The sequence below is a fragment of the Nitrosopumilus sp. b1 genome (assembly GCF_014078545.1).
Taxonomy (GTDB): domain Archaea; phylum Thermoproteota; class Nitrososphaeria; order Nitrososphaerales; family Nitrosopumilaceae; genus PXYB01.
In genome coordinates this window covers 46,252-67,267 of the sequence record NZ_MU078707.1, presented here as the reverse complement: position 1 = coordinate 67,267, position 21,016 = coordinate 46,252, and the positions used below count along the sequence as shown (strand labels likewise).

Genomic DNA, 21,016 nt, shown 5'->3' with positions numbered 1-21,016 from the left:
TCCATAAACTACGTAATTACGATCAGTTCCCATATTTTGAACTGTGAGGCACTAAAACTTCAATGCTTTAATCATGAATCAAATATCTCAAATCAAATGATTATTCAAAATTATAGGGAACTTGCCCAAAACAGAACAAAAAAACATGCATTACAGATACTTGAATCCGGTTTAGAAGCAGCTGCACCAAACATTGGATTGGAGAAATATATCAAAAAAGGCAAGATCAAAATTGATTCTAGTGAATTTTTTTCTGAAAATTACTCTGCAATTCATCTAGTTGCATTTGGCAAGGCAGCTGATTATATGGCAAAGACCGTAAACTTTCTCTTGGATGTTAAGAGTGGCTTTATTGTAATTCCAAAAGGCTCAAAGTCAGTCCTTTCTGGAAAAAAGTTCCAAATATTTCAGGCCAGTCATCCTACCCCAAATCAAGTAAGTGTGGATGCTGCAAAAGCAATTCAGAAATTTCTTAAGAGAAGAAAAAAATCCGAGCTGGTAATTTTTCTAGTCTCTGGTGGCGGTTCTTCACTTGTATGTCTTCCTGATGGTGTAGATTTGTCTGATAAAATGTATGCAAATGATTTGCTTCTCAAATCAGGCGCTACCATTCAAGAGTTTAATTGCGTTAGAAAACATCTCTCACAAATCAAGGGAGGAAGGTTAGTTCAGGGTCTTACATGTGATGCAATATCACTCATAATGTCTGATGTTGATGATGATGACTTGTCTGCGATATCTTCTGGCACGACATACTGTGATAACACCACATTTTCTGATGCCCTAAAAATTATCCGTAAATATAATCTTGTTAAGAAGATGCCAGAAAATGTCATGAATAGAATTTTTGATGGTGTAAACGGTAAAATTTCAGAGACTCCAAAAGAACCCGTAATTCTTAACTATGTTGTTGCTAGCAATCAAGACTGCATTGATGCGATGACAAAAAAGGCCAAGGACTTTGGATATTCTGCTAAAGTCTTAAAAATTTCTGGAAATATCAAAGATGCAACACAAAAAATTCTAAAAGAACTCCCATCTCCAAAATCAGTTCTGATATTTGGGGGTGAGACAACTGTTGAGGTGTTGGGTAATGGAAAGGGAGGACGAAATCAAGAGATTGTTTTACGTCTGCTAAAAAACATGCAGAAATTAGATTCAAAATTTGTTGTAGCATCAATTGGAACTGATGGCATTGATGGCAACACAGAGTATGCTGGCGCCATATCTTCTTCAGAGATTGATGTCTCTACTGTAAACAAATATCTCATGAATAGCAATTCTAGTGAATTTTTTGCAAAAATAAAAGGTTTGATCAAAACTGGATATACTCATACAAATCTTCAAGATATTGGCATAATTATTCCACAATAATTCCAAAATGGAATTATTTTTCTCAGAAATTTTCCCCAGTTCTTATCTTCAAACCGCGTTTTAGTTAGTCGGGCATTGGATATGGAGGGGTATTACATTATGGGGCATGATCATACGTGATCACACTCCCAATTACACAATTGCAATTGGGCTTAGGAATGCTAATTGCAGAACTGTGGATACTAAGTGATCAAAAATATACTGTTATGATTGGCTCTGAAGCATACTTTAGCTATGCAGTTGCCGGCGCAGTTGGCTTGTTCTTCTTATTTTTGTACTTTGGATTAAGATTCTCTTACAGCGTACAGTTTAGAGAAGAAAAAATCAAACTTGGCCACTCTGTTCCACAAAAGCTTCTTACAGCTAATGTTGAATCAAAGGCATAGCCTGATTCTCTTTTGAGTTAATTAATTCATAGGATACATCCAGATTTCGTTGTTTGATTAGTAAATTGATAAACATAGTTCGTTTTTCAATAAACTCATCTTTGACGAGATTATTTTTTTCTAAATGCTCAAACATTTCTTTAGAGTCTAGCATTACTTTTATCGAATCTCCATTTTTTATCAAAAAAGTTCCAATCGACCAAAAAATTCCTACATGCAATGCAATATACTTTGATTGCTCTGGTGATACATTATCTAAATAAATTTCTGCATGGTCTCTGTATTGCTTTGTAATTTTATCGCCTGTCTTTACAAGCCATGCGATTTTTTTAGAATCTCCATCACAAAATAAAACATGCTCCAAGTATTCTCATTAATTTTTGGTTTCTTTTAAAGGATGCAATCTCTAAATGAGAACTATTATAATCCACTACGATCGATTAGTTTTACTTGGCTCAAACAAAAAAAATCAAAAAGCGTGGATACATTAGCAAATTTCTAAAAAAAGCAGATGATGCAATCTCAACTGGAATGAAAAATGCTGATAAAGCAATACAAGATGGTATCAAAAAAGCAGATGAGGCACTTGATGCCGGAATTGAAAAGGGAGCACTCACTGCAAGTCAAGCAAAACTTGAAGCTGCCAAATTAAAAAAACAAGCAACACTAGAGGCAACAAAACTTCAAAAACAAGCAATGAAAGAGACCACGAAATTAAAAAAACAGAGCAGCAAACAAATCAAAGCAAAAATTGATGCAGCAAAATCACCATCAAAACAAGAAACTATCAAGCTTATTGAAAAATTGAACCGACTCAAAAAACAAGGAATCATTACAGAAAAAGAATTCCAACTTAAAAAGAAACAACTGTTGGCAAAAATCTAGAATTTAATTTTAAAAAATTTAGACAAATTTACCCTGTCTAATGTGACTTCTTTGTCTATATTATTTGAATTTCCCACTTATGATCATAGATTGAAAGTCATCATCATGCTTGAATCTCACGTCTTCTTCACAAAGATGGTCGATGAACTAGTAGAGTTCTCACAGTATGACCCAGAACTTGCAGATGGAATAAAATGGCTAGATGATCAAGCACAAAAGAAAGGAATTTCATTTTATGATATGGTCTTTGAAGTTCTCTACAAACATGATGTGAACTCTAAAGCGAAAGAGTGGCTGAACTCTAGAAATTAAGAATCTCTCAAATCAAGCGGTTTGTATTCGCATCCTTCTGGACCGCAATACTTTCCAACATAGACTGCTTTTGGTCTATACAATGCTGGTTTTGGTGCCGCCTCGGCAAACTTTTCTTCAATGACATGCGCTGCCCATCCTGCAACACGTGATATTGCAAATATTGGTGTGTTAAGGTCCATTGGAATTTTTAGCATATAGTAAACTGATGCACTGTAAAGATCAACGTTTGGATAAATATCTGCATTCTTTCGCTTCTTCATCTCTGCTTTAGTTACTTCTTCAACCTTTTCTGTAATCTTAAACCATGGGTCGCCAGTTTTTTCTGCTAGCTTTCTTGAAAGCTCTTTTAACACTTGAGCTCTTGGGTCATAAGTTCGATACACTGCATGACCCATTCCCATTATTCTTTGTCCTTCATCCATTCTATTTTTTATCCATGATTCAACCTTGTCTTCTGAACCAATATCTAAGAGCATTCGCATTACTTCGTAATTTGCACCTCCGTGTAATTCTCCACTAAGGGCTCCTATGGCTGCACTTGCAGCAGAATACATATGTGCTCTAGTTGAGGCTACTTGTCTGGCAGTAAACGTTGATGCATTAAATGTATGATCTGCATGTAAAATTAGGCAAATATCAAAAATCTTTTCAATCTCTTTGTCTGGTACTTCGCCTGACATCATGTAAAGAAAGTTTGCAGCATGAGATAATTTGGAATCAGGATCTACAGTCTCTTGCCCGTCTCTGATTCTCTGCCAGCTTGCAATGATTGTTGGAACCTTTGCAATTAGATTGATGGCCCTATCATAACTTGCCTCTTTGTTTGAAAACTCTTCATCATAGTATCCTGCAAGTGCTGCAACAAATGCCTGAAGCATATCCATTGGGTCTGCATCCTTTCTCCAGTTCGCCATGTTGATCTGCATTCTCTTTGGAATCCAGCTCGCCTCTCTCATTTTATGAACAAAATCATCATACTGGGCCTGATTTGGCAAATCATCATGTAGTAATAGATATGCAGTCTCTTCAAAATTGGAATTTTTTGTAAGATCTAAAATGTCATATCCACGATAGATTAGCTTCCCTCGCTCACCGTCAATATTTGAAATCTTGGTATCTGCAACTTCAACTCCTCGCAGACCAATATTTTTTGTATCCATATTGCTCGTTTATTGACTCATCTATAATATCTTATATTCTGTATTTGTCAAAAAAACACCTCTGAATTTAGCATTTTGTCTAATCTATCAACACTGCTCGATATAATGAAAATTTTTCAGCATAAGCAGATGTCTCCAATTGAACGTGAACACATGAAAAACATTGATGAGAAGATACTCAATGCAACTCCCGAAGAATTAGAGCAGATGCAAAAAGTGGATCTTGACAATCAGCTAAATGGAACAACTATCTATGATGCTCTTGTGAACTCAAAATCATATGATCATAAATCAATTACACAGGCGCAATCTCTTAAAAATAAAAATAAAAAATAACCATTCTTGGTTTAAATGAGGGCTGTATGGTTTTTACTCCTATGGCAGCAAAAAAGGCAAAAACCACAAAGACAACAAAGAAAAAATCTCTAAAAACAAAAATTATTTGTCTCTCTCACAAAGAAGACTGTGATGGAATAAGCTCTGCTGCATTAATTCGACAAGCCTTTGGAGGAGATTCTCTGTTGGTTGATTACCCAGGACAGATGGAGGCACTCGAGTCCTTGGTAGCTGATGAGAAACTAAAAGCATTATACATCTGTGATTTGGGTCTGAGCAAAAAGAATCAGGACCAATTTGTTGAGATGATGGGAACCTTAAGAAAGAGAGGAGTATCAATTACATACATTGATCATCATGATATTGATCCCAAGATTACCAAACAACTAGAAAAGCTCAAAGTAAAGATGATTCATGATATCAATGAATGTACTACCGTTCAGGTTTACAATAAATTCAAATCAAAACTAACTGATCATGCAGCCTTTGTTGCTGCATGTGCTGCAATTACTGATTACATGGAAGACAGACCAATAGGCTCAAAACTATTGCAAATCTATGACAGACAATTTGCCCTGATTAGTGCCACTGTTATGACTTACAACATTGTAGGGCACCAAAAGGACCCTGATTACCTGCTATACCTTACAGAGGAACTTGCAGATGGCAAGTATCCTCATGAAATCCCAAACACATACGAATTTGCACAAATTCAGGTCGGTAAACTTGCAGAAATGATTGCCAAAGTCAAAAAGGGTATGAAGACTATGAAGAATCTTGGCTACATGGAGATTACAGATGCAGGTGCAAGTGGTGCTGTTAATTTTGTACTTGGATTATCCGGAAAAGATGTTGGCGTTGCATTCAAAGAAAGAGTTGACCATGGAATCTATGCAGTATCTGTTCGTGGCTCTAAATCTTGTAATGTTCACCTAGGAAAAATAGTCAATGACTTGGCTACAGAACTTGGTGGATCTGGTGGTGGGCATGATAAGGCGTGTGGTGCTGTCATTCCAAAACCAAAGATGAAATCATTCCTCAAAGAATTCAATAAAAAATTAAATTAATTATTCCAAAAACTTTGGAATCTTTTTGATGATTCTTACAATCGAAATTTTTCCTGCACCAACAGCGATTATTGATAACACAGCAGCTAACATTACAAGATCCCATTCCCATCCGCCTTGTGAAACAAAGAAACCTTTGTCCCATCGTATGTGAAATATTGCTCCAAGTAAAATAACAGAAAATACTATTCCGGTAATTCTAGTCAAAACTCCAATGATTAGTAGAATTCCTCCTATGAACTCTGCAAGTGCAATTGGTAGCTGTAACTCTGGTGGAATTCCGATACTGATAAGCCATTCTTGCCAGCTAGGATCAAATTTCTTTAAACTATGTACAAGAAAGATTGCACCAATTGACGCTCTTACTCCCCAATGAGTAATCTCATGCCACTTGTTACTGGAATATGATGTTCCAACTTGCATGGGTTGCGATTTGAATTTTTGCATAAAAGACTTTACCCAAATCTCATCCACATTTTTTCAAATCTGGAATAATTCTTTAATAATTTCTTGACTTCATAATGGTAATTTTGAACTCAAAGCTAGTGGCCTCTATTGGAGGCTGTGCGGGAATATTGATTCTTGTTATTGTGATAGCATTTTCTGATAGTCTGACTCAAAATATTAAAGCAAATGACTCTGTTCCTTCTGAAGAATTTTCATTAGATGAAAATGAAATAAAAAACTCTATGATGAAAATTATGGAGACAAATGGAGAAAAGCATCTTGTTCCATTAGACAAGATAAAAAGTGGAGGTCCTCCGCCTGATGGAATTCCATCAATTGATGAACCCCAATTTGTACGTGCTTCTGAGGCTACTCTCTCTGATTCTGATTTGGTTATTGGCTTGGAGATTAATGGTGATGTAAGGGCATATCCATTGTTTATTCTTGTCTGGCATGAAATTGTAAATGATGAGGTAGGTGGAGTACCAGTATCTGTGACATACTGTCCTCTATGTTTTACAAATCAAGTCTTTGAACGCATAATAGATGGGATAGCGGTAGAGTTTGGCACATCAGGAAAATTATTCAACAGCAACCTTGTCATGTATGACCGTTTAACAGGCTCGTATTGGAGTCAAGCACTTGGTATGGCAATCAAGGGTGATCTAACAGGGCATTCCCTCAAAATTGTTCCTTTTGATGTCATATCATTTGGGGAATGGAAGAAATTACATCCTGATACATTGGTTTTAACTACTGATACTGGTCATGTTAGGGCTTATGGTGTTGATCCATATGGCAACTACTATACTGACAATCGAATTATGTTTCCAGTAGAAAATAATGATGATAGAATGCATCCAAAAGAGATTATTTTGGGATTTGATATGGATGGTACATACAAGGCATATAGACAAAATGATGTTGAAGAAATGATTGTAATAAATGATGAAATAGAAAAAACTTCTCTTCTTCTTGTTTCATTATATGATGAAAATGCTAGGGCATTTGATAGAACTATTTCTGATCACACTCTAACCTTTGAATTTTCTGATGGAAAAATAATTGATACAAATACAAATTCCGAATGGAACTATGATGGTTTAGCAATCTCTGGGCCACTCAAAGACGCACAGCTAACTAGACTCGGTTTTAATCCCGGGTTTTGGTTTGAATGGGTTGCATTTCATCCTCAAACATTAGTGTATGGTGAATGACTCTCAAACCTATTGCAAAAGCTGCTATTGTTGGGATTGTAACGATTATTGTATATCTTTCAGTAGTTGTGCTTACAACTCCTGCATTACCAGCTGCTGCTGCAATAAATGCAGCCTTTGAGCTAAACTCAATTGTAATTATTGGAATGGGCATTGGAGTTGGACTTCAGATATTTCTTTCTGAACAAAGCAAAAAACTTGGATGCAGATTAGATGTTAAAAGAAAGACCTTTGGCGGAAACTCTGGAAGCACTGCTTTAACTTCCTTTTTTTCCTTCTTCTCATTAGTTCCATTGGGATGCTGTGGTTGGTGGCTCTACGTTCTATCTTTGCTTCCAAGTGTTTTAGGTACAGGTGTTTCTGCTGTATTGATTCAGTATAGTCAACCATTGGCATATCTTGGATTACTAGTCATCTTTGGATTTAATGTATTAACTGCTATCAAGCTGTATAAAGAAAAGAAATCTCACAAACTACAGAATCTTAGATAATTAGTAACTTAAAATTAGAAAGTTGTCAATGATATAATCTAGCATTTCTCATGTTTCAAAGTAATAAAAAATGGTTATTTTTCATCATGCCTTCCAGCATTGCAGCAGAAGGACTGCACATTGCAATACCGTTATACGTTTTATTTCTTGGAGGAAATGTAGCTGATGTTGGAATTGTTATCGGATTGCATTATGCATTTTCATCCATTGGATCAATTTTCTGGGGAAAGATAATTGACAAGTATCACGTAAAGAGGATAATTCTACTCGTTAGTTTTTCTGTAATAACTGCATGTTGTATTTGGTTATTTTTTATAACAGAATTAAGTATCGTTTTCATCATTTCTTCGATTGCTGGGTTCTTTATTATTGGTAAAAACCCTGTAACACAACTTCTTGTAATGGAATCTGTTCCTAACAATCAGTGGAGTAAATTATTTGCAAACATCTCAATTCTTACCGGATTTGGTAGTCTTATTGCCTTTGTTGTAGGATCTGTATGGGATTCATTTTTTGATTTGAAGCCATACTTTCTATTTTGTGCATTAACTAGTGCAGGTGCAGTACTGTTTAGTATTCTTGTGGGAAGCAAGAGCTTTCTTGAGAGGGAAACTTTGGTTCATTCTGTTTATGGTCTAAAGCACGTCTTTAATCACAATCGTTATAATTTTCAGTTAATATTTACCAAGATTCCAAAAAAATACGATTTTAAGCATCTTACTTCACTCTTTCAAAGAAAAATGTCTCATGAGATTGGAATTCTATATTTTACAAATTTTCTTTTTTACTTTGGAAGTAACATCTACTTTACTGCATTTATTCCATTTTTAAAAGAGTACAGCTTTACTGATTCCCAAGTCTTTATCATATATCTAATTCAGACAATTACTTTGCTTGCAATATTTTTTGTAGTTCCAAAATTGATTTCAAAGATCTCAGAAGAAAGAGCTGCACAAATTGCATACTTGCCAAGAATTCTTGGAATAATTATTGCATCCGCGCTAATTCCAATGGCAAGTGGATTTGATTCATTTATTGTTGCTGCCGTTTCATCTAGTTTAATGGTGTCTGCATTTTCAATATTTAGTACTGCAAGCTCTGTGATTCTCTTTAAGACTATACCGCGAGGTTTTGAAGGAAGATTCTTGGGTGTGAACAGCTTTATGGTGGGATTGGGTATCTTCTTGGGTGCAATCACATCTGGCTTTGTTGCAAACTCGATAAATTATCCTGTAGCATTTACTATTGCTTCAATTGGTATCTTTCTCTCTTTATTGACATTTAGATCGTACTTGAAGCATCGTCTCTCTCACAAAGTAGTATAGGTAATACCCACCACTTGAAAACAAAAAAAGAAAATATTGTGTTTTAGAGTCTAGTTAGTTGGAGCAATTTTCTTTACTGCTCTTCTATCAACAAAGAATACTACTCCGCCTATTACAAGGAGAGCGATTCCAATAAATCCTACACCTAGGCCTGCAAGAGTACCGGCAACATTGCCAAGTTTATCCCCGTTGCCTTGACCTAAGAATGGAACATTGCCTACTATAGCATCAACCGTTGCAGTTTCAGTACCTACATTTTTGATTACAATACTGTAGGTGTGACCCTCAACTGGTTGGAAGTTTCCAATGTGGTCTCCATTAAATGATGTTTGCCAAACTGCCGTACCAGCTTCAGTGACTGTAGCTTGCAGTTGTGCATTGAATGGTTGACCTCTAAGCAAAATCGAGACTGTATCGCTTGATTTTGCCACCATGTCTGTTTGGTGTTGTTGACCTGATTCTAGGTGTGTTTGCTTTATGATTAGGTTGTTTGCAAGAAAATCAGTTGCTAACGCACTAGAATTGACTCCTAAAACTACTGAACCTGCCACAAGTGTTCCTGCACCTATGAGCAAAATTAAGTAACTGCGTTTTAAGGCAATCATGAATTTGCTATAGATGAGATCTCTCGATTAAACCAAGCATTGCATGACAGTTGATTAACTGATGAACACTTGCTACGTCATTGGATTAAGAATCTGTTTTGTCGAATCAAAACTATTCGTGGGTTAAAAAACCATAAAAGATTTTCATTTAATTTTGTAATAATTACAAAACTCTATGAAAGATTTAACGCTAATTTTTCAAAGAATAAAGAATGCGATATCTTTTAATTCATGGATTGATAGTGTGCAACTGCCGAGCACACTGATATGGTAAATCGGAATTTTCAAAGTTCCTTTTACATTGTCTACACTACTCCTAGCGAAGAGTGTTACTTTGTATTGCCTATTCCCTTTGAAAGTTGCCTCCTTGAGTGTGCTTTATGAGGAGGTGTCAATATGGACAAAAAACAAAAGAAATCAAAAGGTACTCAACCACCACAGAATTAATCTAACTGAACATCTAAAATGATTCCAGTTCTTTTCTTTCCTTTTTCTTTTTTATTTTAAATTAAATTCTTGATACTTCGTAGTTTTTACTTCTTGGTTTTGAGCGTAATCTTGTTTTACAACATGGACACATGTGCTCTTGTGTAAAGAAGAATAATGCACACAGAGAACACCATTTTTGTCCAATCTTATATCGTAGTTTCCCAACAACTCCTGATTCTTTGAATCTAAAACACAATCCTTTGCATGTCTGTGTCATGGTATCTATTCTTCTAAAATTTATTTAAAAAAATCTCCAAATGTTTTTAGAAATTTAAGAAAACTCTACTATTGCATCAATTTCAGTCATAGAATCAAGTGGAAGCGCCGATACTCCCAGCGCAATTCTTGCATGCTTTCCTTTCTCTCCAAAAATTTCATGGATTAGATCAGATGCCTCATTGATGACTTTGGGATGTGCAGTAAAATCTGGAGTTGAATTTACAAATCCAGATAATCTGACGATTCGTGTCACTCTATCTAGATTACCTAATTCTCGTTTTAGTTGTGCCAAAATATTGATAGCGCAAATTTTTGCTGATTTTTTTGCCTCATCAATATTATCATTAGACACTTTACCGGTAAAGAGGACCTTTCCGTTTTGCATTGGAATCTGTCCTGATACGAATGCTAGATTTCCAGTAACCACTACTGGAATGTAGGATCCTGCTGGAGTTGGTGGATCCGGTAAAGTAATTCCTAATGATTCGATCTTTTCATCAATCACAAGTAATCAAGAATTTGACTTGTTTTTAAATTTAAGAGCTGATCTTAATGTGTGTCTTTTCGCCTTTTTGCTGCTGGCTTTGGTATACAAGGCGAGTCTTGTATCCGTTACTCTTTAGGTATTCATCTAGTATCATTACCCATGGTAAAGAGTGACCGCTATTCATCTTTGACTCTATTGAGATGTTTTTATTTTTAGTATCAAATGTAACTCTGCCTGAACACATTATTTCTAGTGCAACATCCATGATTTCCAAAACATCATCTAATGTCTTTTCTTTGATGTTTACACCGTTACTTTCAAGCATCTTGAGAATTTCAGTTTGAGAATCCTTTGATGATATTGTAGTGGTGAGTAGATGACCTAAAGCTCCCTCATTTACCAATTTAATAATTCTGTAAATTTCCTGAGCCTCTGCCTTTGTCATATCAAACATACTGTTTACTTTGATTCCACTCTTCCAAACTTGGGCAAATAACTTTGTTTGATTTGCTCCAAGTATGTCTGTTGATGAAAAGGTTGCACCCTTTCCATTATCACTATCTATTATTAGCAGCTCTGTTTGATCAAAGATAAAGCAGTTTTGCGTTGTCTCTGATATGCGAATCTTTACTTCATTTGGAATTATCTTAAATGATTCAGAACCAATCAACGTTGAAGGAATGATTAGTTTAACTTCGAGCCCTCGTCGTAAAACAGAGAGTAACTCATCTTTGCATTCTGCTAACAAGCCCATTCCCCATTGGTCTGCCATAATCTGAATTGAACTCTTTGAACCATCAATCATAGTTCGTAACTGGTTCAATACATTATTTGCAGAGACATGAAAGTATCGCTTCTCTTCAGAACCACGAGATTTTTTGCTTGCCTCATTTACTTGTTTTAAATTTGATACGAGACTATTCATTGCATTTACTTTGTTAATCTGTTCATGTACAATATCATCAAATGCATCTTCTGGTGCAATTGGTGTGCAGATGATTGGTTTACTCTTTGATAGAATAACTAGCCTTTTTTTCTCTAATTTTAATAACACAGGATAAACCTTGGTTCTTGGAATTTCAGAATAATATGATAACTCACTTGCAGAAATGCTTCCCTTTGTAAGTAAGCTGACATATGCTCTTGATTCGTACTTGCTGAGTCCAAATTCCTCTAGGCTAACTGATAAAGCATTCTCATCGACCATGATTTCTATATACTAATCATTAGGTAAGACTCAAAGCTAAATTCCTTTGCACAAATGCTCAAAAAAATTACAAAATGTATCCTCAGAATAGTGTCACTGCAGTTACTAATTCCGAAATTACATTGTCCTGATATAGCAAATTTTTGATTCTTACACATTATGATGACACAGCGGTTTGGTAGTGGCTATAGATACCCCCATATCTCCTACAATTCCACAATCATGCCGCGGTTATCATATACCATTGACCGCTTCTCAGAACTACTCTCAGAATTAAAAAAGGAACAATCTGTACTCAATAAGGTGAATACATCTACATTAAAGAATAGCACCGATTATGAAAAAGAAGACCTCGCAAGAATAGAAACTGAAAAGACAATCTCTTTTGCAATAGAATCACTGAATCAAATTTATAAAAAAATTCAAAATTTATCCACAATTGATACATTTCCAGCAGTTTTACCTTCTGCAATTCTAGTAATCCGTACTATCAGCGCCAGTCTTTATGAGATAATGCCAAAGACCAGTCATGAATTATCTGAATTATCTACTGTTTTGGGCAGTGTGGTGATGGACTCAGGCACTATAACTGGTGCAAAATTTGATTTTTCAGAACACAACAATGCCTCATGGCTAATACTAGATGAAGCAAAATTGATGGTGGACTCTAAAATAAACAAGCAGTACCCTAATCTAGATTTTCCAAAACTATCTGATACTTGACAATACTGCATCACTCTAGGGACACTCAAAAGGATTTGGAAAAGGTAAGAAGATTCTCTAACATTGTAGAAAAAAAATTGGGCCAACTAGATGATGAGAAAAAGATTGAAAAACTAACTTACGAGGAGCTGCAGGATTTTAATAAAATTCTCCAGTTTGCAGATTATCTACTTTGTAAATATGAAGAACGCAAGGTAGTGCACTCGCTTTTAAAAGATTTTGTAGACATTGTGAATAATTCATCATATTCGCTTGGCGACCTAAATGATCAGATTGATGAGCTAGTAATGTCTGCTGAAGATCATACAAAAAATATCAAGGAGCTACAGGGAAACGTATCTGATAATTTCGTTCTAAATGAAACCCAAAAACGCCGCCCAGAACCTGATGAGGTTGATTCTAAGAAAAATGGTTCAATTAATTTAACCAAATCTTCGATCCCTGTTTACACCTAAGGATACCAACCTATAGCTAAACTTATGCCTGAATAGATAATGAGTCTAGCACCGCAAGAATTAGAAAATAGCGCAAGCAGATATGCGTCTGATGCTATAAAGTTCGATTCACAAGGTGCTCGCGGAATGGCAATTGCCAATTATCAAAAGGCAATAGACTCACTGGTAAAACTAATGAGATTATACCCTACTAGCAAACTAAATCCAATTTACAAAGACAGGACCACGTCGTATCATAATAGAATTAAAGCACTGCAAGAGGCTCACGGTGTAGAGCCTGCAGTAGACCCAAAGGCATCTCCAGAAGAGCAAAAAAAATCTGTTTCACACCAACAAGAGCTAAATGATTTTGATGACCTTATAATGAAGGAAAAGCCAGATGTTAGCTGGAATGAAGTAATCGGATTAGATGATGCAAAAAATGCATTACGAGAATCTATTGTTTATCCAACAAAGAGGCCAGACCTGTTCCCACTTGGATGGCCACGTGGACTGCTCCTGTATGGACCACCTGGATGTGGAAAGACAATTCTTGCAGCAGCTACAGCTAGTGAGCTTGACGGTTATTTTATCAACGTTGATGCATCCGCACTGATGAGCAAATGGTTAGGTGAGGCAGAAAAGAACGTATCAAAATTATTCCACATGGCTCGAAGTCATGCAGAAAAAGAAAACAAGCCAGTCATTCTATTTGTTGATGAGATTGATTCCCTACTTGGAGCACGAAATGGTGAAGTAGGTGGAGAAATCAGAACTAAAAACCAATTCCTAACTGAGATGGATGGTGTCAATGGAAAAGGTAAAGACATCAAGATGTATGTTATTGGTGCAACAAACAAACCATGGAGTTTGGATTGGCCATTCCTTAGAAGATTCCAAAAGAGAATCTATGTTACATTGCCATCACTTGAGGCAAGACAGAATCTCTTTGAGCTATACACTGCACCACTCAGAAAAGATCTAAAAGTAAAGTCACAAGAGCTTGCAAAACTCTTTGATGGATACAGTGCCAGTGATATCAAAGATGTATGCCAAGGTGCGCAACTAAAGGCAGTTCATGAGTTGTTTAGCTCTCCTGATTATCATGAACCAGTTGAAGGTGAAGAAGCTACACAACCACGCGATCTATCTATGGCTGACTTTAGGGATATCATGTCAAAAAGAAAGCCAAGTGTTTCAATGGAAATGATTCGCGCATACTACAAGTGGAGCGAAGAATTCAAAGCATTATAATCAAAAACTGCGATCACCGCTCACAAAATTTAAATCATCTATCAAAAGTACTTGTCGAGGGTCACAATTTCCACTAAAAAATCACAACACGCCAACAAGTTTGGGAAGCTGATCCTCGATGATGGAACCGTTCTTGAAGGGATGGGCTTTGGTTATTCTACAACAACATTTGGCGAGATTGTATTCAATACAGGAATGGTCGGATACACCGAAACGCTTACCGATCCTTCGTACAGCGGCCAAATTCTAACTCTAACCTATCCTCTAGTTGGAAACTATGGTGTTCCTGACCCTAAAACAAATGACGAATCCGGGATTCCAAAATACTTTGAATCCGGGAAAATTCAGGCCCGTGGACTCGTAATTCATGAATTATCTCTTACTGCCAGTCACTGGACATTATCGATGACTCTTGATGAGTGGATGTACAATGAAAAGATTCCAGGAATTTCTGGAATTGATACTAGGGCACTGACTACAAAGCTACGAAGCCAAGGTGTCATGATGGCAGCCCTTGTAGTATCTGATACTCCAATTGATGATGCACAAGTCAAGGAGCAGCTAAAAAACGTCACACCATACAACTCTGAAAAATTTATGGATGTCGTCTCTACCAAACAAGAAGAGACCTATGGTAATGATTCTGACTGTGTTGTGGTAATAGACACTGGGGCAAAAAATGCAATACTGCGAAACGTGCGTGACATTGGATACAAGGTTGTAAAGTTACCCTGGAATGCATCGATTGATAAAATTCTATCCTACAAACCAAAGGGAGTGGTAATTAGCAATGGACCTGGGGACCCCCTCAGCTGTCCTGATACGATTAACACTGCAAAGGAATTGATAAAACAAAACATTCCTACTTTGGGAATTTGTCTTGGGGCTCAGATAATTGGTCTTGCAGGAAATGCCCAAACATACAAGCTAAAATACGGACATCGAGGACAAAACAAACCATGTATCAATTTAGAGAATAATCAAGTTTATGTTACTAGTCAGAATCACGGATACTGTATTGATCCTGATTCGTTAAGCAATTCCGAGTTTGAGCTGTGGTTTAAGAATGCCGATGATCAAACTGTTGAGGGAATTAAACACAAAGACAAAAGATGCATTGCAGTGCAATTTCATCCGGAAGCATCACCGGGACCTTATGATTGTAAGTTCGTTTTTGAAAAGCTGAGACACCTAATGGAGGAGGGAACATCTGCCAAAAAATGAGTCGATAAAAAAAATTCTAGTTCTTGGTAGTGGGGCAATTAAAATCGGAGAAGCCGGCGAGAGTCGCTAAAACGACCGCCAATTCGACTACTCCGGTAGCCAATGCCTCAAGGCAATTCGCGAAGATGGAATCAAGAGTGTACTGATTAATCCAAACATTGCTACTATCCAAACAGATACTAGATTTGCAGACAAGGTGTACTTGCTTCCTGTTAATCCAGAATATGTTGAATCTATTGTGGAATCAGAAAGACCAGATGGAATTATGCTTGCATATGGAGGACAGACTGCACTGAACTGTGGCGTTAAACTAGAGGAGACTGGGGTTCTCAAAAAATACGGCGTAAATGTACTGGGAACTCAGGTACCTGGAATCCAGCGCACAGAAGACAGGCAACTATTCAAAGATTCCATGACTGAATGTGGCGTTCCAGTACTGCGAAGCAAGACTGTGACTAATTTTACCGATGCAAAAAAGGTTGCCGAGGAATTAGGATATCCTGTGATTATACGAGTGGCATACACCCTTGGTGGAAAAGGTGGTGGTGTTGCGTACAATGAGATTGAGCTGCACGAAATAGTTGATAGAGGAATAAATGCTAGTCTAGTTGGTCAGGTACTAATCGAGGAATACATTGGACACTGGAAACAAATCGAGTATGAGGTGATGCGTGACTTTGAGCGCAACAGTGTAATTGTGTGTAATATGGAAAATGTCCTTGCAATGAAAGTTCACACTGGCGATAACATTGTCATTGCACCATCCCAAACAATTGATAATCATGAATATCATATGTTGCGTTCTGCTGCATTGCGAGCAACATCTCATGTTGGAATAGTTGGTGAATGCAACATCCAGTATGCATTGGAACCTGAATCTGATAGATACGTTGCAATAGAAATCAACCCTAGACTATCACGTTCATCTGCACTTGCAAGCAAAGCAACTGGTTATCCACTAGCATACATGTCTGCAAAGATTGGATTGGGTTATTCATTGCCAGAGCTTGTAAACAAAATTACAAAATCTACCACTGCATGCTTTGAGCCATCCCTTGATTATGTTGTAACAAAACATCCTCGTTGGGACTTTTCAAAGTTTGAGCTTGTAAACAGAAAACTAGGTCCTACAATGAAGTCAGTTGGGGAAGTAATGGCAGTTGGCAGAACATTTGAGGAATCCCTACAAAAGGCAATTAGGATGCTTGATATTGGAAACGATGGACTAGTACTGAATAGATTAAACGGCAAGACATACGATGAGGAAGACATTGAGAATCATCTCTCAAAGCCTGATGATCTGATTCTGTATTATGTTGCAGCAGCACTCAAAAAAGGGATCTCAGTTGAAAAAATTTACAAACTCTCTGCAATAGACCCGTGGTTTATTGAAAAGATTAACAATATTGTACAGATAGAAAAGAGACTAAAAGAAAAAAATCTTGATGAAAAACTGTTACGTGAATCAAAACATCTTGGCTTCTCAGATAATCAGATTGCTCGTGCAGTAGAAAAGACTCCTGAAGAAATACGAAAGATACGAAAAGATGCCGGAATTATTCCTGTTGTAAATCAAATTGATACACTGGCGGCTGAATGGCCTGCAAAGACAAACTATCTCTACATGACATATGGCGGAAATACTAACGACATCAAAATTGATGATTCTGAGCGTGGGACGATGGTTTTGGGTGCTGGTCCATACAGAATTGGAAGCAGTGTAGAGTTTGATTGGGGTACAGTGAACATGGTATGGGGGCTCAAGGATAATGGAGAGAAAAATATCACCGTAGTTAATTGTAATCCTGAAACAGTATCTACTGATTATGACATTCCAAGTAGATTATACTTTGAGGAGCTAACACAAGAAAGAATTCTTGATATTGTAGACTTTGAATCACCAAAGGGCGTCATCACATGTGTTGGAGGACAGACGGCAAACAATCTCACGCCGGGACTTGCTGCAAACAACGTAAAGATTCTTGGAACCAGTGCAAAAGATGTTGACAGGGCAGAGAATCGTTCAACATTTAGTGCAATACTAGACAAGCTGCACATAAAGCAACCAAAGTGGCAGGCATTCTCAAACATTAATGAGGCAAAAAGTTTTGCACAAGAAGTTGGATACCCTGTAATTGTTAGACCATCATATGTGCTAAGTGGAGCTGCAATGAAGGTTGTATGGTCACAAGATGAGCTCAAACATTACATCCAAGAGGCAACAACAGTATCACCTGATCATCCTGTAGTCATTTCAAAGTTCATGCTAAATTCACTTGAGGTAGACGTTGATGGAGTATCTGATGGAAAAAATGTAATCATTGGTGCTATTGTTGAGCACATTGACAATGCGGGTGTTCACTCTGGTGATGCAATGATGTGCATTCCGCCATGGCGACTAAACAACAAAGTCATTGAAACAATTACAACATATACAAATAACATTGCACTAGAGTTTAACATCAAAGGACCATTTAATCTGCAATTTTTAATTCATGAAGGACAGGTGTATGTCATTGAGCTAAACATTAGAGCGTCCCGCTCAATGCCGTTTGTATCAAAGCTTGTTAAGACAAATTTGATTAATCTCGCATCTCAGGCAATCTTAGGAAAACCATTACCACCAATCCCACACGATCAGTGGAAGAAGATTCATAATTATGGAATCAAGGTACCGCAGTTTTCATTTATGCAGTTATCCGGAGCTGACATTGTGCTAGGCGTTGAGATGCAATCAACTGGTGAGGCTGCATGTTTTGGTACCAGCTTTTATGATGCATTATCAAAGGCCTTTACCTCTGTAGGGTATAATCTGCCAAAATCAGGCACGGCTTTGGTGACTATTGGGGGTTCTGAAAACAAGGAAATTTTACTTCCAACTATTGCATTGCTCAAAAAACTTGGCTTTGAGATTTTGGCAACAGAGCACACTGCTGAATTCTTTGAAGAAAAGGTTGGAAATATTCAGGTAGTACACAAGATTAGTGAGCCAGAGCGCAAGCCAAACATTGCAGATTTACTTTATGATAGGAAAATCAACTTTATCATAAACATCCCAAGTACATCAACACTTGAAAAGTACGTTGACATGCTAGATGATGAGTATCTGATTCGACGTAAGGCACTTGAGCTTGGCGTTCCAGTCTTGACAACACCTGAATTTGCAGAGTCTTTTGTAAAAACGCTTGATTGGCTGCAAAAAAACAAGACAACACGGGATCCAATCGAGCCATATGACCCAATTCCCTAGATCACTTCTTTGATGTTTGATTCATCACCTATTATGGTGCCATCAAGTGTTACAATTCTTGCAGCTGATATTTCTTTGATCTTTTGAATAATTGGCGAGATGGATTTTTTGAATTTGTTTCTATGTGTCGCATAAAAGTATCTGTTAAATGAAGGGATGATTGTAATTTCAATCTCTCCGTTGCTTGATGGAAAAATATTTTGTTTTTCTGTCTTTATTGATACCCAAACTCTTTGACCGTTTAGCACTGACTCTTCTGAAAAAAACACTGGATGAATGTGACCCATGATGATCTTATCTACATGCGCAAAGTTCTCAGATGGCATTGTATGACCGTGTGTCAAAAGAACATTATCGATTACTAATCCAGTTGAGCTAATCATTGTAACTCCTTCCGGTACAAGTCGCTGAATGTTTGCATCATGATTTCCAGGAACTAGAATCACTTCTGCCCTTTCTTTGATTTCATTAAAGAACATCGGGACATCATCCCATTCGTTTTTTGAAATATTTTTGATACTGGATTTTACATCTCCTAGCAAAATTACTGTATCTGGAGTTTCTGATCTGATTAATTCTGAAATTTCAGATATTGTCTCTTTTGTGGATGTGTTTTTTCCCAAGGAAATCTTATTTGCAGAAAAATTTGACTCAAATCCAATGTGTAAATCAGATACTATGAGATTCTTTTTCTCTCCCTCTAGAATCAAGGCTGGCTTGAGAGGTACAATTCTTGTAGAAACCATCAAAAATATACCCTAGATTTTCAATTAAACCCTTGTGACTAAAGAAAAGATTCAGAGCTCACTTGAAGAAAACAGAATCAAACTACACCTATTTGAACCCAGTCAGAGAAAAATTTGGACTATCGTGGGACAAGGAAAAGAACACTGGATTTATCCTGAAATGGATTATTGCTCGTGTCCTGGATTTTATTTTGGTCAATTAAATGACAAAAAAGAGTGTTATCATCTAAAGGCAATCCGAATTGCACAAAAAGAAAATAAATTTGAAAAGATAATTTTCTCAGACGAAGAGTTCTCAGCATTTATTTCTGGAATATTTGCCGATCTATAGTGCACTAAACATTATATTTGCGCCAGTAAAGCCATGATCACTTGGCTGGAAAAGACCTGATGGGAATCGCAGAAAAGATTATCAAGATTGATTCCAAGGTACGTTTTGTTGCAATAATTGACCTCAAGGGAAACATTGTGGAGGGAATAATGAAAGAGGGAAAGACCTCACTTGAATCTCAAAGAGAAGAGGAACACTTTTGCAAACAAGTAGCAGAACGCAGAAAGATGAGAAAAGGATTTGATAAAACTCTAGGAAAGGTACGTTACGTTCACGTTGAGCGAGAAAAGGTAACCCAGCTAGTTGTGTATACTCCAAAGTATACTGTCTTTGTAACTGTAGAACCAGAGCTTAGCATTACAAAAAAAGTCTCAATCGTTAACACTGTCAAAAAAATAGTCTCAAAAATCTAGATACAACTTAAAAGCATTGGATACTTTTGATAGTTATTGTCTGATTCTGGTTATGATTCCAAAATTGAAAAGATTTCAACTATAATGACTCAGGACAATCTATCTCCAGATGAGCAGGATCCAAAAAAGCTAGAAAAGTATCACAACTATGCAAAGACAAACTTTTCATTAAATGATGAATCTGCATTGCAGCTAGTCTATGAAGCACTCTTGTATCTGAAACTAAAAAGTAATGATGACTTTGATCCACTACAAAAGGGTGACAATTTTGGTGCAGGATTTAGCTAAATCTACAGCGGAACTGTAAACAAGTCATCCTTTGATACTCCCTTCCACAAACCAATCATTCCTTCTGGTTTTACCTCTTCTACTTTGGTAATCACCTGGATTTTGATGTGATCAGGATTTGGAGGCATCCACAGCATTGCCATATAATCGCCAACATTTCCAACTTTGTTTGGAGATGCCATGACTATCTTGTCTTTTGAAAAACCTTTTGCAACTAGAGCATTGATGGATTTTTCTTGCAAGTCCATTCTTCCATGAGTAAACAAGTAAACTTGCTTCTGTGTATCTACTGACATGACAATTTTCTCAAAACTTGACTAATCAATCTTGCTAATCTGCGATC

The 21,016-nt window shown here is 36.8% G+C and carries 25 protein-coding genes and 1 pseudogene; 17 read left to right on the top strand and 9 right to left on the bottom strand.

The features are described 5' to 3' along the window. Window positions 1–96 precede the first annotated feature (96 nt). A complete protein-coding gene (locus tag C6988_RS00435; RefSeq protein ID WP_182132469.1) occupies window positions 97–1,374 on the top strand; it encodes a glycerate kinase type-2 family protein in 1,278 nt (425 codons plus the stop codon). Window positions 1,375–1,514: 140 nt separating this feature from the next. Further along, the gene (locus C6988_RS00430; RefSeq protein WP_182132467.1) at window positions 1,515–1,760 is read left to right on the top strand and encodes a hypothetical protein; all 246 of its coding nucleotides are present in this window, start codon (window positions 1,515–1,517) and stop codon (window positions 1,758–1,760) included. Here C6988_RS00430 and C6988_RS00425 read toward each other — a convergent pair. Further along, window positions 1,738–2,124 carry a hypothetical protein gene (locus C6988_RS00425; protein WP_182132465.1) on the bottom strand — a complete coding sequence of 129 codons (387 nt, stop codon included), beginning with the start codon at window positions 2,122–2,124 and terminating at the stop codon, window positions 1,738–1,740. The two genes, C6988_RS00430 and C6988_RS00425, sit on opposite strands and share 23 nt — an antisense overlap. A gap of 86 nt (window positions 2,125–2,210) precedes the next feature. Here C6988_RS00425 and C6988_RS00420 point away from each other — a divergent pair, with 86 nt between their 5' ends. After that, complete coding sequence (locus C6988_RS00420) at window positions 2,211–2,645, top strand: SHOCT domain-containing protein (RefSeq protein WP_182132463.1); 435 nt, start codon at window positions 2,211–2,213, stop codon at window positions 2,643–2,645. Window positions 2,646–2,750: 105 nt separating this feature from the next. Continuing rightward, window positions 2,751–2,957: a hypothetical protein gene (locus C6988_RS00415; protein WP_182132461.1), complete on the top strand. Its 207-nt coding sequence runs from the start codon at window positions 2,751–2,753 to the stop codon at window positions 2,955–2,957. Here C6988_RS00415 and C6988_RS00410 read toward each other — a convergent pair. Further along, the gene (locus C6988_RS00410) at window positions 2,954–4,120 is read right to left on the bottom strand and encodes a citrate synthase (RefSeq protein ID WP_182132459.1); all 1,167 of its coding nucleotides are present in this window, start codon (window positions 4,118–4,120) and stop codon (window positions 2,954–2,956) included. The two genes, C6988_RS00415 and C6988_RS00410, sit on opposite strands and share 4 nt — an antisense overlap. Window positions 4,121–4,249: 129 nt before the next feature. On the opposite strand from C6988_RS00410, the gene C6988_RS00405 reads away from it, so the two are divergent. Continuing rightward, a complete protein-coding gene (locus tag C6988_RS00405; RefSeq protein WP_182132457.1) occupies window positions 4,250–4,456 on the top strand; it encodes a hypothetical protein in 207 nt (68 codons plus the stop codon). Between the two features lie 41 nt (window positions 4,457–4,497). Further along, window positions 4,498–5,523, top strand: coding sequence for a DHHA1 domain-containing protein (locus C6988_RS00400; protein ID WP_182132455.1), 1,026 nt, complete (start codon window positions 4,498–4,500; stop codon window positions 5,521–5,523). On the opposite strand, the gene C6988_RS00395 is transcribed toward C6988_RS00400, so the two are convergent. Beyond that, window positions 5,524–5,946: a DoxX family protein gene (locus C6988_RS00395; RefSeq protein ID WP_182132453.1), complete on the bottom strand. Its 423-nt coding sequence runs from the start codon at window positions 5,944–5,946 to the stop codon at window positions 5,524–5,526. A 98-nt stretch (window positions 5,947–6,044) separates the two neighbouring features. On the opposite strand from C6988_RS00395, the gene C6988_RS00390 reads away from it, so the two are divergent. From C6988_RS00390 to C6988_RS00380, 3 genes are all read left to right on the top strand, one after another. Next, window positions 6,045–7,187, top strand: coding sequence for a DUF3179 domain-containing protein (locus C6988_RS00390; RefSeq protein WP_255464095.1), 1,143 nt, complete (start codon window positions 6,045–6,047; stop codon window positions 7,185–7,187). Continuing rightward, window positions 7,184–7,678 (top strand): hypothetical protein, encoded by a 495-nt coding sequence (locus C6988_RS00385; protein ID WP_182132451.1) that lies wholly within the window; start codon window positions 7,184–7,186, stop codon window positions 7,676–7,678. Before C6988_RS00390 ends, C6988_RS00385 begins: the two co-directional genes overlap by 4 nt. 86 nt (window positions 7,679–7,764) lie before the next feature. After that, a complete protein-coding gene (locus tag C6988_RS00380) occupies window positions 7,765–9,003 on the top strand; it encodes an MFS transporter (protein ID WP_255464094.1) in 1,239 nt (412 codons plus the stop codon). Window positions 9,004–9,053: 50 nt separating this feature from the next. On the opposite strand, the gene C6988_RS00375 is transcribed toward C6988_RS00380, so the two are convergent. From C6988_RS00375 to C6988_RS00360, 4 genes are all read right to left on the bottom strand, one after another. Continuing rightward, a complete protein-coding gene (locus tag C6988_RS00375; protein ID WP_182132447.1) occupies window positions 9,054–9,608 on the bottom strand; it encodes a hypothetical protein in 555 nt (184 codons plus the stop codon). 508 nt (window positions 9,609–10,116) lie between these two features. Further along, window positions 10,117–10,314 carry a hypothetical protein gene (locus tag C6988_RS00370; protein ID WP_182132445.1) on the bottom strand — a complete coding sequence of 66 codons (198 nt, stop codon included), beginning with the start codon at window positions 10,312–10,314 and terminating at the stop codon, window positions 10,117–10,119. A gap of 54 nt (window positions 10,315–10,368) precedes the next feature. Further along, the gene (locus C6988_RS00365; RefSeq protein WP_182132443.1) at window positions 10,369–10,821 is read right to left on the bottom strand and encodes a RidA family protein; all 453 of its coding nucleotides are present in this window, start codon (window positions 10,819–10,821) and stop codon (window positions 10,369–10,371) included. A gap of 31 nt (window positions 10,822–10,852) precedes the next feature. After that, window positions 10,853–12,010 (bottom strand): TrmB family transcriptional regulator, encoded by a 1,158-nt coding sequence (locus C6988_RS00360; RefSeq protein ID WP_182132441.1) that lies wholly within the window; start codon window positions 12,008–12,010, stop codon window positions 10,853–10,855. A 222-nt stretch (window positions 12,011–12,232) separates the two neighbouring features. Here C6988_RS00360 and C6988_RS00355 point away from each other — a divergent pair, with 222 nt between their 5' ends. From C6988_RS00355 to carB, 5 genes and pseudogenes are all read left to right on the top strand, one after another. Beyond that, window positions 12,233–12,733: a hypothetical protein gene (locus C6988_RS00355; protein WP_220463393.1), complete on the top strand. Its 501-nt coding sequence runs from the start codon at window positions 12,233–12,235 to the stop codon at window positions 12,731–12,733. Beyond that, window positions 12,730–13,188 carry a hypothetical protein gene (locus C6988_RS00350; RefSeq protein WP_182132437.1) on the top strand — a complete coding sequence of 153 codons (459 nt, stop codon included), beginning with the start codon at window positions 12,730–12,732 and terminating at the stop codon, window positions 13,186–13,188. Before C6988_RS00355 ends, C6988_RS00350 begins: the two co-directional genes overlap by 4 nt. Window positions 13,189–13,227: 39 nt before the next feature. After that, window positions 13,228–14,421, top strand: coding sequence for an AAA family ATPase (locus C6988_RS00345; RefSeq protein ID WP_182132434.1), 1,194 nt, complete (start codon window positions 13,228–13,230; stop codon window positions 14,419–14,421). 51 nt (window positions 14,422–14,472) lie between these two features. Beyond that, the gene (gene carA, locus C6988_RS00340; protein WP_182132432.1) at window positions 14,473–15,645 is read left to right on the top strand and encodes a glutamine-hydrolyzing carbamoyl-phosphate synthase small subunit; all 1,173 of its coding nucleotides are present in this window, start codon (window positions 14,473–14,475) and stop codon (window positions 15,643–15,645) included. A 91-nt stretch (window positions 15,646–15,736) separates the two neighbouring features. Next, window positions 15,737–18,895: pseudogene (carB, locus tag C6988_RS00335) on the top strand (carbamoyl-phosphate synthase (glutamine-hydrolyzing) large subunit); the annotation flags it as partial. Here carB and C6988_RS00330 read toward each other — a convergent pair. Further along, window positions 18,892–19,641, bottom strand: a complete 750-nt coding sequence (locus C6988_RS00330) for a metallophosphoesterase (RefSeq protein WP_182132430.1) — start codon at window positions 19,639–19,641, stop codon at window positions 18,892–18,894. The pseudogene carB and the gene C6988_RS00330 sit on opposite strands and share 4 nt — an antisense overlap. A 34-nt stretch (window positions 19,642–19,675) precedes the next feature. Between C6988_RS00330 and C6988_RS00325 the strand changes: the two genes are divergently transcribed. The 3 genes from C6988_RS00325 to C6988_RS00315 are packed head-to-tail and all read left to right on the top strand — an operon-like array spanning window position 19,676 to window position 20,673. Further along, window positions 19,676–19,972, top strand: a complete 297-nt coding sequence (locus C6988_RS00325) for a hypothetical protein (protein ID WP_182132428.1) — start codon at window positions 19,676–19,678, stop codon at window positions 19,970–19,972. A gap of 41 nt (window positions 19,973–20,013) precedes the next feature. Continuing rightward, a complete protein-coding gene (locus C6988_RS00320) occupies window positions 20,014–20,385 on the top strand; it encodes a DUF6659 family protein (protein ID WP_182132426.1) in 372 nt (123 codons plus the stop codon). Between the two features lie 36 nt (window positions 20,386–20,421). Next, window positions 20,422–20,673, top strand: a complete 252-nt coding sequence (locus C6988_RS00315; protein WP_255464093.1) for a hypothetical protein — start codon at window positions 20,422–20,424, stop codon at window positions 20,671–20,673. Between the two features lie 2 nt (window positions 20,674–20,675). On the opposite strand, the gene C6988_RS00310 is transcribed toward C6988_RS00315, so the two are convergent. Continuing rightward, the gene (locus C6988_RS00310) at window positions 20,676–20,969 is read right to left on the bottom strand and encodes a hypothetical protein (RefSeq protein WP_182132424.1); all 294 of its coding nucleotides are present in this window, start codon (window positions 20,967–20,969) and stop codon (window positions 20,676–20,678) included. Window positions 20,970–21,016: the final 47 nt, after the last annotated feature.